The organism is Brevibacterium iodinum ATCC 49514, assembly GCF_900169265.1.
Lineage (GTDB): Bacteria > Actinomycetota > Actinomycetes > Actinomycetales > Brevibacteriaceae > Brevibacterium > Brevibacterium iodinum.
In genome coordinates this window covers 1-11,586 of sequence record NZ_FXYX01000014.1, presented here as the reverse complement: position 1 = coordinate 11,586, position 11,586 = coordinate 1, and the positions used below count along the sequence as shown (strand labels likewise).

Here is an 11,586-nt window from a genome sequence, read left to right as displayed (position 1 = left end):
GAACCGCCCGACGAGCCGTTCGAGACCTCGGTCACGGACAGGAGAGCGCGCCGCTGGTGACTGCGGGGTGCTCAGTGAACTTTCACTCGATGCACACGCTCCAGTGACGATTCGTTGCGGCGAGAGTAAGCCACCTCGAAGTCTCTCTGCATTGAACAGGGCCGATCGGTCCGTCAGTGTTGTGTGGGGCGATTCCACGGCACCTTCTGCATTGATGTTGCTGTGCCGACCACAGACAACATGCCGCAGACAGACCACGTATGCCGCGCATCAGGAGTCGCCGACCGGGCCAGGTGCCCGATCAAGAGAAAGTGAGAACAGATGAAACGTGCGCGCACACTTGCGGTGACTGCACTGTCCGCAGCCGTCCTCGCCGGGGGAGTCTCCCTGGCAACGGCGACTTCGGCCTCGGCCGACCCGATCTCCGGTGGCGTCAGCCAAGAGGAGTCAGGAGCCCCGGCTGATTCCGGTTCTACCGGTGGGATCGACGATCCCGACGAACTGAGCGAGGAGCAGATCGACAACGCGCGCACCATCATCGGCGTCGGCAAGGGCGCGGACCTGTCGGAGGAGGCGCAGACGATTGCCGTCATGACCGCACTGCAGGAATCGAGCCTCAATGACCTCGACGGCGGGGATCGCGATTCCGCCGGTGCCTTCCAGCAGCGTCCCTCGATGAACTGGGGATCGTTCGACGAAGTCACTGACACTGTGTACGCGGCGAAAGCCTTCTACGGAGTCGACTCCGGAAGCTCCAATCCGGGCCTGACCCAGATCAAGAACTGGGATGACATCGATCCCGGTGATGCCGCACAGGAAGTGCAGCACTCCGGCTACCCCGACGCCTACGACAAGTGGGAGCCGTTGGCGGAGAAGCTCGTCGACGAGAACCAGGACGCGAAGTCCATCGACTGACCCGGGAGCTGCCAGCGGGTCGGCGGACTGTCATCAACTCGAGACTGTCGAATGGTCTGAACGAGGACCCTTGGCATCAGGGCATCAGGGCATCAGGGCATCAGCGCTAGCTGGAAATGCCGTTCTTCGCGATCCGGCTCCGATCGTGACGAACCATTGCCAGGTTGATCAACGCAAATATCGACCCAACCACGGGCACGAAAACCGCAATCGTAATGATGGCGAAGTACCGAGGCCCATACCCAGTTGATCTCCGGGCAACGATAGCCGCGATGACTCCAAGGCCCCATAGGGCGATCAAACAGATCTCGGCAAAATTGAGGGCGAACATGCGAATCCGTGTATCTCCGTAACGATCTGTTCTAACGGCTGTTCTGAAGTCGCTCTGATAATAGAGGACGTTATCTCGTTTGTCGTCCGGGATGGTTTATTCTCATCGTCATCCATACGCTGGATCGGACAGCATCTCTCTGCTTCTCGCCGGCCAGATCACTGGAGTGGTTTCCTGATCCAACCCGACCCTCAGGCCAGCGCACCGGCGGCGAGCCGGCGAACCACCTCGGTGAGGTGATGGAGACCCGAGACGAGGTCCTCGTCCTTCGTGAACTCCTGCAGGCTGTGTGAGATCCCGTCGACGCTGGGAATGAAGAGCATGACGGTGGGCACCTCATCCTTCATATTCGTCGAATCGTGCCCGGCCACGGTCATCACCTTCGCCGAGGTGAGTCCCAAGTCATCGGCCACGGTGCGTGCCAGCTCGACGCCGTCCTCGGAGTACGGGTTCTGATCCCAGCTGTGTTCAGCGACGATCTCGATCTCCACCCGATCATCCTCGCTGATCTGGGCGATCGTGTTCATGAGCTTCTCATGGGCGGCAGCGATCACCTCGGCGCTGGGGGAGCGCAGATCGAGCAGCAGGCTGACCTCGCTGGCCACGACGACCGGGGAATTCGGGTACACGGTGAGCTGACCGCACGCAGTGTGCAGGGCACCGGGCTCGAAATCGTCGACGAGCTCACGTGCAGCCACCACCAGACGAGCCGCCCCGAGCAGCGCATCCTGGCGATCGGCCATGAGCGTCGACCCGCTGTGCGCTTGAGCGCCAGTGACCTTGAACTCGTACTTGTGCGCCGCCCACGTGGCATTGACGAGACCGATCGTCACCCCGTCCTCTTCCATACTGCGGCCCTGCTGGACGTGGATCTCCGCATAGGAGGCGATCTCCGGGGCCGTGAAGTCCCCGCGCTCACCGATCGCATCGAGCGCCTCGGCGACGGTGGTTCCCGCAGCATCACGCGTGGTCAGAGCCGCTTCCAGCTCGGCCTTGCCGGTGAAGACATTCGACCCCATCATCGAAGGCTTGAACCGCGAGCCTTCCTCGTTGAACCAGTTGACGACTGCGAGGTTGAACTTCGCCCTCGACGGGTCCGCCCGCAGCTCATCGGCGACGGCGAAGCACGCATGTGCCGAGGCCATCACCCCGTAGGCGCCGTCGAAGCGCCCGGCCGTCGGCTGGGAATCCATATGCGAACCCGTGAGCACATACGGAGCCCCGGGTACGAGTTCGAGCAGCCCGAACTGGTTGCCGATCGCGTCCCGGTGGACGCTGAAACCGTGCTTGACCAGCAGGTCTTCGAACCATTTCCGCTGCTGACCATCGGCGGCACTCGCCGCCTGTCGGTCGACCCCGTTCGTGCCCTCGACGGCCCCGAAACGCGAATGCACGGCCCAATCGGCGAGGAACTCGGCTTCGCGATCGGCGCTGATCAGAGAGGGTGAAACGGTCATAGCGGGTCCTTTCGAGACGGTGTCGCGGGCGGGTGGTCCGCGACTGTGAGGGGAGGGGTGCGGCGCCGGCAGTGCCGGTGTCGATGAGGTGCGGCGACCTCCCGAGACGGGTGATCGCCGCACAGGGATCAGGAGGTTTCGTCGGCGGCGGGTGGCATCGTCGCCGGATCGATGAGCACATGGATGAGAGCCGGAGCATCCGCGGCCAGCGCCCGATCGAGGGCCGGCCCGAATTCCTCGGTCGTCTCCACACGTTCGCCGTGCCCAGTCAGCCCGGACACGGACGTCCCGTTCCCGGCCCCGGAAGCATCATTCGCCGAGGCGATCCCGGAGCTGCTGAGATCAAATGCCGACATCCACGCGGCGAAGTTCGGATTGACCATCCGCGTGCCCGAGGGCCGTCCCGGGTAGTGATTCTCCTGGTGAGACACGATCGTGCCGTACACACCGTTGTCGACGACGATGATGAGCGGCTTCGCACCGTGAGCGAAGGCCGTGGCGACCTCCTGACCGTTCATGAGGAAATCCCCGTCGCCGCAGACCGCGACCGCACGCCGCTCCGGAAACGCCAGAGACGCCGCGACCGCCGCGGGAACGGCAAGACCCATCGCCCCATTGCGCGCGCCGACGAGGCTGGCCGGGCGCTCATGCCGGATGAACCGGTGCCCCCAGATCGTGGCATTGCCCGCCCCATAGGTGAGGATCGCATCCCCGCCGAGGCGGTCATCGAGAATTCCGAACGCCACCCCGAGATCAACGCCGGCGCGGCCCGAGGACTCGGGTGCCGCCTCGGCGTCGGGGCGGTGAGCGGCGAACCGAGACTGCACGTCCGCGCGTGACTGCATCCACTCATCCGTACGAGTCCCGCGCAGCTGGTTCGCGTCCCGAGCAGCACCGGCATCGGTCCTGGTCAGAGCGTGAGTGAAGGATTCCGGGGAGGCGATGATGTGCTCATCGATGCGTCCGGCATGCTGGACGGCTTCCATATCGAGGGAGACGAGCACGGTCTGCGCGTCGAAGCCGATCGAGTAGCCGTCACTGGCGACGTCCGAACGGGTGCAGCCGACGAAGACGATGAGGTCCGCCTCGGCGAATCCGGCCGCCACCGCATCGGCGCGACCGTAGCCGAGCCAGCCTGCCCAGGCCGGCGAGGCATGCGGAATCGCATCGTAGGCGCGCCAATCGCAGAAGATCGGCACCCCCGCCGAGGCGGCCAGTTCGGCCAGCTCAGCGCCGCAGCCGTGATGCCACCCATCCCCGCCGAGGACGAACGCGGGACGCTCGGCGTCCGCGATCCGAGAAGCCAACCCGTCGATGACGGCGGGGGCAGGGGTCGGCGCGGCCACCTCGGTGATGGTCGGGGTGGGAGCTTCGGTGAGCTGGACGAGGACATCCTCGGGCAGACCGACAACCACGGGGCCGGGCCGACCGGCCGCGGCGATGCGCAGGGCATCGGCGGTGATCTCACCGGCACGGTCGGCGTCATCGATGGTGAGCACGCGCTTTGCCGTCGAGGAGAACCACTCGGGCAGGCTGAACTCCTGGAAGGATTCGCGGGACCGGTCATTGAGCGGAACGAGGCCGACGAAGAGCACGAGCGCGGTCGCATCCTGCCAGGCGGTGTGCACGGAGATCATCGCATTCGCCGCCCCCGGACCACGGGTGACCATGGCGATTCCGGGACGGCCGGTCAGCCGGGATTCGGCCAGCGCCATGAACCCGGCACCACCCTCCTGACGGCACACGACGGTCTCGATCTTTGAGTCGTACAGTCCGTCGAGGACATCGAGATAGGACTCGCCGGGGACCGCGTAGACGCGGTCGATGCCCGCGGTCTCCAGGGTGTCGACGATGAGGTGGCCGGCAGAACGCGACATGGGTGGATGTCCTTTCGGGGATCGGGCGGTGAGAGGTCTGTGCCTCAGTGCTTGAAGCCGGGCAGGTCGACACTCATCCGGGGAGCGACGTAACCGGCGAAGGCCGTGAACAGGGAGAGGAAGACGAGCATCGCGGCGGCCGGCCACCAGTGATCGCCGGCAGAGGCGACGAAGCTCGTGGCCAGCAGCGGGATGAAACCGGAGAGCATGCCGGCGGCGTTCTGTGCCATGCCCACACCCGTGTAGCGGGTGGTGGCAGGGAACAGGCCGGTGAGCACGGTGCCCGATGCCGCATAGGGCAGCGACAGGGTGGACACGGCGAGGGTCATGGCGATGACGACGAGGACCGGGTTGCCGGACTCGAACATGAAGAACGCGGGAACCGCGACGAGCGCAGAGGCGATGCCGCCCCAGAGGATGACCTTCGAGGCTCCGAACTTCGTGCCCAGGGCACCGCCCCAGATGAGGGCTCCGATCTCGACGGCGGCGGCGACCATGCTGCCGAGCAGGAGGAGCGAATCGTCGTAGCCGAGGACGTTGACGCCGTACCAGACGCAGAATGCGGTGACGAGGTAGAAGCCGCCGACGCCGAGCAGAGCCGCGGCCATGCCGATGATGATCTGCTTCCACGAGTCACGGAAGGTGGTGCGGATGGGGCTCTTCTCGACCTCGCCGGACTCTTCGAGCTGACGGAAGACCGGGGACTCTTCAAGGCGGGAGCGGAGGTAGACGGCGACGACGAGCAGCGGCAGGGCCACGAGGAATGGGATCCTCCAGCCGAACGAGTCGAAGCTCTCCTGTGAGAACACCAAGGTCATGATGAAGAAGCCGCCGGAGGACAGGATCGTGCCGATCGGGGAGCCGATCTGCGGGATCGCCGCATAACGGGCACGCAGGTGGAGCGGGGCGTTCTCGACGACGAGCGTCATCGCGCCCGACCATTCGCCGCCGACGAAGAGACCCTGGAGGATGCGCAGGAGCACGAGCAGGGCGGGGGCGGCGAAGCCGATCGCAGCATAGGTCGGCAGGAGGCCGATGAGTCCGGTGACGACGCCGATGCCGATGATCGTGATGAGCAGGACCTTGCGGCGCCCGATCTTGTCGCCCATGCGGCCGAAGATCAGACCGCCGATGGGACGAGCGGCCAGCCCGACGCCGAAGGTGGCGAAGGAGGCCATGGCGGCGGCCGTGGCGTTCTCACTGGTGAAGTACTGGACGTTGAAGACCAGGGCGGCCGCTGCCGAGAAGAGGAAGAAGTCGTACCACTCGAGGGCGGTGCCGATCAGGGCGCCGGCGGCGACCTTGTTCGCGTCCTTGATGCTCAGCTCCGTTGTGGCATTGAGCTCGGCGGACGCCGTGGTGTTCTGCTCGCTCATGGTTCTCTCCGTCGAGTCCGGGGATGTGGGCCTGGTCGGCCGAATCCGGTTGCGGGTGGTGCATCGGCCGATCGAGGTGTTCGACCGGCAGATATCGACCTTACAGAGTGCCGTATGTCCCGATCCAGGCGCATTTGTCGCCGAAATTTGGACCTTGCTTGTGCATATGCACATATTCTGGAGGGTGTGATGGATGAACATGACGGATTTGCGGGCACACGACAGCTTCTGGACCGTCCGGCGCCCGGAGACGAACGCCGCTGGCTCGAGCTCCTCGACGCCCTCGACCTCGACGAGCTGACCGAGCGATTCATGACCCGGGTCGTCACGGTCTCCGGCTACGATCCCGCCCCGATTCCGGTCTCGGAGCTGCGGCGGACGGGTCGGGCCTCCTTCTCCACCCTCATCGAGGGACTGCGATCCGGTGGGTTCGACGGGCCAGTATCGGTTTCGACCGAGGTCGGGGTCTCCCGGGCGCGGGCAGGAATCCCGCTCGAGGCGCTGATGACCGCGATCCGCCACGATTTCAATGTGCTCTGGGAGGTGCTCACCCGTGTGGCCGATCAGAAGGATGCGGAACTCGTCATCAGGCACACCGGCATCGTCTTATCCACCGTCGACGAATACGTCTCGCAGGTCCAACAGGCCTATACCGCCGAGCGCACTCGGATGCGCGCGGAAGAGGATTCGGTGCATGCGGGCCTCATTGCAAGCCTCTTCGATGATCCCGATCCCACCTCGGAGCGCCTGTCGAGGATCGCGACCGGGCTCGGTCTCGATGTCGACTCTCCGCTGCTCGTCATCGCTGCCACCGGGGATGATGTCCGGGCGCTGCGGGTGATCATCTCCGATCATGCCCGCGCGGGCGGGACCATGTTCACGCACCACCTCGGCGAGGTGCTCATTGCGTTCACGCAGGTTCCAGGAGGTGCGGGCCCTGCTTCCACTCCGGTCGATGGCGGAACCGCTCATTCGTTGGGGGCGCTCGCCGGCAAGATCGCCGAAGCCAGGGTGGGGTATGTCCGCGCCGAAGGGATCGGCACCCTGCGGCGGTCGGCGCTGACCGCACGTGACCTCGCTGATGTCATCGCCGCTGATGAGACGTCTGCGATGACGTGGCGCAGCGGGTGGGCGCGGTTGGCCGCACGGTCGCTCAATGCCGCCGGCAATCCGATCCTCGCCGATGTCGAGTCCGCGCTGGCCGCCTGCGGCCCGGTCGAGCGGGAGCGCCTCATCGAGGCGGTGCAGGTCTACCTCGCTTCGGGGAGCATCGGTGCGTCTGCCGCGCAGCTGTTCTGCCATCGCAATACGGTGGCGAATCGTCTGCGCCGCTTTGCTGACCTCACCGGAGTCGATCCGATGATCCCCGCCGAGGCAGCCCGCCTCGTCGTCGGTTGGGCGTGAGCCGCCTCAGCTGTCGGGGCGGCCGGGCTGCAGCGCGTCGACGAGGTCTCGATCAAGGCGCAGCGCGGGTATCGAACCGTATACGGCGCGACATCCGCGCTGCGGCTTGAGTGAGCGCGTTGGAGCGTCGCGCACTCCGCTTGATTGAGACCACATTACTGCTCTGCAGGACGTCGGCAGTCCGGTGAAGCTCTGCCCGTGTGGCCCCGTCAGGGCGAGAGCTCGGCCGGCGACGCTGAGCACGAATCGCCCAGCGGGTTCGATGCCGAGCGCCTCGAGCTGCGTGGGGGTGTCAGGGAGGACGTCGGCTCCCTCATTGCTCATCCACACGACGTCATCACGCGATCGCATGAGCGACGCGAAGCGGGCACGGGGCGCCGAAGAGCAGATTGGCTTGGCGCTTCGGTCGGGGCAGTTCGAGCAGGCGCGAGAGGATCTCGTCATCCGCGGCCACTCCCTCGGCCCATGCGGCGTGGATCGGGGAGGTGTCGGCCGCTTCGAGGCGGGCGAACTTGCCGTAGTAGTCGCGCAGGGTTTCGGCTTCGAGTTCCGTTATCGGCTGCATGTCGCCCCCTCGCAGTGGTATCCGCGCCTCAGTGACTTCATCGTACCGACCAGTTGCCCGACGGCGAGCGGGCAACCGAAACGTCGTTCAAGGCGGAACGCGGATGTCGAGTCGAGCACGGTTCGACATCCGAGCGCCGGCTTGAACGAGCCGATTGAAGTCCCCGTCCCGGTATTCGGTACTTTTGCTGCGAACGCTAGGTCAGCCGCCCGCGCTGTCGTAATGTGTTGCCATCATGCGCCGACGACCATGTTCGCGGCGCATCCCCGCGCCACCACCGTGGCCCGACCTGATCGAAGGAGATCCCATGTCATCCGAGGTGAGCCCGCCTGTGAGCGGACAGACCCCCGCCGGTTCGGCACTGGAGAAGAGGACCCTGCGCAAGGTCCTCATCCGTCTCATCCCGTTCGTCATCGCGATGTACTTCATCAACTACCTCGATCGGACGAACATCGGCATCGCCGGACCGGGCGGAATGAACGAGGACCTCGCGATGAACGCGACCCAGTTCGGGTTCGCCGCAGGTATCTTCTTCTTCGGCTACCTCATCCTCGAAGTGCCCTCGAACCTTGCTCTGCACAAGTTCGGCGCCCGCATCTGGCTCGCCCGCATCCTCATCAGCTGGGGCGTCGTCGCCGCGGCCATGGCATTTGTGCCTAACCACGGCTGGCTCTATGTGCTGCGGTTCCTCCTCGGCGTCGCCGAGGCGGGTTTCTTCCCCGGCATCATTCTCTACCTCACATACTGGTTCCCGTCCTCGATGCGCGCGCGGGCCACGGCCCTGTTCATGCTCGCCATCCCGCTGTCCAGCGTCGTCGGCTCGCCCCTGTCGTCGTGGCTGATCTCCAGTGGCAATGCCATCTTCGAGAACTTCTCCGGTTGGCGCTTCATGTTCATCATCGAAGGCGTGCCCGCCGTTCTCCTGGGCATCATGTGCATCTTCTACCTCACCGACCGCCCGCGGGACGCGAAGTGGCTGAGCGCCGAAGAGCGCAACTGGCTGCAGTCGACGATGGACGCCGAGGAGAAGAGCAAGGAAGAGACCTTCCACTACCCGGTCCGCCGGTCGCTGCTGCAGCCCCGCGTGTGGGCCCTGTCCTTCGTCTACTTCGGCATGGTCTATGGCCTCTACGCCATGAGCTTCTTCCTCCCGACGATCATCGCCGGCTTCCAGGAGTCCTTCGGCGTCGAGTACTCGATCGTCGAGATCGGCCTCATCACGGCCATCCCCTATGTCTTCGGTGCCCTGGCCATGTACTTCTGGTCCCGGCACGGCGACCGCACGGGTGAGCGTGTTTGGCACGTGGCCATCCCGCTGTTCGTCGGCGGAGTGGCGATCCCCATCGCCCTCTACCTGTCCTCGCCGTTCACCACGATGATCGCCGTGACGATCACCTGCATGGCGATCTGCGCCGCCCTGCCGACCTTCTGGCCGCTCCCGCAGACCTTCCTCGCCGGCGCCGGTGCCGCCGCGGGACTCGCCCTCATCAACTCGCTCGGCAACTCCGCGGGCTTCTTCGCCCCCTACATCACCGGCTGGCTGGCCGACCTCACCGGAACCCAGAATGCCAGCATGTGGGTCGTCGGCGCGGCCATGGTCGCCGCCGGCATCGTCACCCTCATCCTCCGGGCCGCTCCCGCACCCGATAACCTGGATGCGAACCTGAAGTGACGGCCCGCCGCCCGCCTCCGCCCCACAGATCCGAGGAGCAGATTTGACGACCCCGACGTCCACCGCACCCGACTTCCCCGCCCTCGACCCGTCGGCACTCGATGACCTCGCAGCGAAACTGAGTCCGGGTGCGCTGACGACTGACCCGGATGTCATCGACGCCCACTCCAGCGACGAAGCCCTGTTCTGCCCGCGCGAGGGGGCGATCGCCCTGGTCAGGGCCGCATCGGCGGAAGACGTCCAAGAGGTGATGGCCTTCGCCAGCGCACATCGGGTGCCGGTCGTCCCGCAGGGGGCGAGGTCCGGGATCTCGGGAGGTGCGAACGCCTCACCGGGAGCGATCCTGCTCAACGTGTCGAAGATGAAGGACGTCGTGGCCGTCAACGAGGCCGAACGTCTCGTCACCGTCCAACCGGGCATCATCAACCAGGACCTCAAGGACCACCTCGCCCCGTTCGGACTGTCCTACCCGCCGGACCCCGGATCGGTGGCACTGTCATCGATCGGTGGGAACATCGCAACGAATGCCGGCGGACTCTGCTGCGTGAAATACGGTGTGACCAGGGACTACGTGCGCTCACTCAAAGTCGTACTCGCCGACGGGACCATCACCACGCTCGGCCCGCAGACGGCCAAGGGCGTGGCCGGACTCGATATGCGCCATCTCTTCATCGGCTCCGAAGGCACCCTGGGCATCGTCGTCGAAGCGACGCTGCGCCTCGTGCCCGCCCTGCCCGAGCCGTTCACCGCGATCGCGACTTTCCCGGATGAGCGCAGCGGACTGCAGACCGTCGCGGACTTCATGGCCGGCGGCGGGGTGCCGAGCCTGTTCGAATTCCTCGACGGGGCCAGCCTGCGCATGCTCAACGACTATGGCGACTTCGGCCTCGACGGCGATGCCGGGGCGATGCTCATCATGCAGGTCGACGACAACCCGGCCGATGCGGAGGCCGCGATGTCGACCTTCACCGAGGTGGCCCAGCGCTGCGGTGCCCTCGACGTCGCGTACTCCGACGACCCGAGCGATTCCGCGGCTCTCATCACCGCACGGCGGATGATCCAGCCGGCCTACGAGAAATTCGCCAACGCTCACGGCGGCGGGCAGTTGCTCGACGATGTATGCCTGCCGCGCACTGCCGTGCCCGAGTTCTGTGACCGTCTGGCCGAGCTGCGGTCATCATCCGGACTCGAGATCGCCCTCGTCGCGCACGCCGGCGACGGAAATATGCACCCATCGGTGTTCTTCGACTCCGGCGATGCGGCCGAGACGGCGAAGGCCGAAGGGGTGTTTGCTGAGATCATGCGCATCGGCCTCGAACTCGGCGGCACGATCACCGGTGAACACGGGGTCGGGTTCCTCAAGCGTGCTTGGCTGCCGAACGAACTCGACGAAGGATCGCGACGAATCCAGCTGGCCGTGAAGAACGCGCTCGACCCGCTGGGCATCCTCAACCCGGGCAAGATGCTCGCCGAGATCTGAGCGCAGTCGGACCGTCGGCAAAAGGCAGAAACCGACTCGACCGAGTCGTTTTCGTACCCGAAGACTCTATCTTGTGGTGAAGTCAGTGCTACCGACGACGAAGGCACAGATGACGGTGCTGACGGCGACGAATGGCCGGCTGACGATGCGTCGCCGAGGCCGTCAGAAGTCCTCGGCGATTTTTTAGAACAGCAACTCTGATTCAGAGCGTATTTGCGGAGTTTCCACAGTGCGACTACCCGCCCGTTGAGTGCAGTGAAGGTCGGAGCGTTGCAGGCTCTTCGTAATTGAGAGTGTAGATCGGTGATTCCAGGATACGGCGAGTCGCTGCGCGGATAGACGTCGAGGTCTTCCGATGATGGAAGTTCTCACACAATCCATTCGAAAGACCTCGACGTGGCCAAGCCTACTTTCTCGACCCCTGACCTCACGACATTCTGCCGACTCGACACCCTCGATCTGACCTGCACCGGCCAAAACATCACCGGGCACAAGGCGATTCTGGAATG

Annotated in this window: 9 protein-coding genes; 4 read left to right on the top strand and 5 right to left on the bottom strand. The window is 65.2% G+C overall.

The features are described 5' to 3' along the window. Positions 1-345: 345 nt before the first annotated feature. The gene (locus tag BI49514_RS10335) at positions 346-915 is read left to right on the top strand and encodes a hypothetical protein (protein ID WP_244195269.1); all 570 of its coding nucleotides are present in this window, start codon (positions 346-348) and stop codon (positions 913-915) included. Positions 916-1,437: 522 nt separating this feature from the next. On the opposite strand, the gene BI49514_RS10325 is transcribed toward BI49514_RS10335, so the two are convergent. The 3 genes from BI49514_RS10325 to BI49514_RS10315 all read right to left on the bottom strand — a co-directional run bounded on the left by BI49514_RS10325 (position 1,438) and on the right by BI49514_RS10315 (position 5,956). After that, positions 1,438-2,703, bottom strand: a complete 1,266-nt coding sequence (locus BI49514_RS10325) for a M20 family metallo-hydrolase (protein ID WP_101546467.1) — start codon at positions 2,701-2,703, stop codon at positions 1,438-1,440. A gap of 128 nt (positions 2,704-2,831) precedes the next feature. Next, a complete protein-coding gene (locus BI49514_RS10320) occupies positions 2,832-4,580 on the bottom strand; it encodes a thiamine pyrophosphate-binding protein (protein ID WP_101546466.1) in 1,749 nt (582 codons plus the stop codon). A 44-nt stretch (positions 4,581-4,624) separates the two neighbouring features. Continuing rightward, positions 4,625-5,956, bottom strand: coding sequence for an MFS transporter (locus BI49514_RS10315; protein ID WP_101546465.1), 1,332 nt, complete (start codon positions 5,954-5,956; stop codon positions 4,625-4,627). Between the two features lie 189 nt (positions 5,957-6,145). Between BI49514_RS10315 and BI49514_RS10305 the strand changes: the two genes are divergently transcribed. Beyond that, positions 6,146-7,360, top strand: a complete 1,215-nt coding sequence (locus tag BI49514_RS10305) for a PucR family transcriptional regulator (RefSeq protein ID WP_101546463.1) — start codon at positions 6,146-6,148, stop codon at positions 7,358-7,360. 6 nt (positions 7,361-7,366) lie between these two features. Here the strand turns inward: BI49514_RS10305 and BI49514_RS16335 are convergent, their stop codons facing one another. Both BI49514_RS16335 and BI49514_RS10300 read right to left on the bottom strand, forming a co-directional pair. Then, positions 7,367-7,684, bottom strand: coding sequence for a hypothetical protein (locus BI49514_RS16335; RefSeq protein WP_145996207.1), 318 nt, complete (start codon positions 7,682-7,684; stop codon positions 7,367-7,369). A gap of 13 nt (positions 7,685-7,697) precedes the next feature. Further along, positions 7,698-7,925: a DUF2332 family protein gene (locus BI49514_RS10300; protein ID WP_101546462.1), complete on the bottom strand. Its 228-nt coding sequence runs from the start codon at positions 7,923-7,925 to the stop codon at positions 7,698-7,700. A 307-nt stretch (positions 7,926-8,232) separates the two neighbouring features. Between BI49514_RS10300 and BI49514_RS10295 the strand changes: the two genes are divergently transcribed. Beyond that, positions 8,233-9,597, top strand: a complete 1,365-nt coding sequence (locus BI49514_RS10295; protein ID WP_101546461.1) for an MFS transporter — start codon at positions 8,233-8,235, stop codon at positions 9,595-9,597. A gap of 43 nt (positions 9,598-9,640) precedes the next feature. Further along, complete coding sequence (locus tag BI49514_RS10290; RefSeq protein ID WP_101546460.1) at positions 9,641-11,077, top strand: FAD-binding oxidoreductase; 1,437 nt, start codon at positions 9,641-9,643, stop codon at positions 11,075-11,077. Positions 11,078-11,586 lie beyond the last annotated feature (509 nt).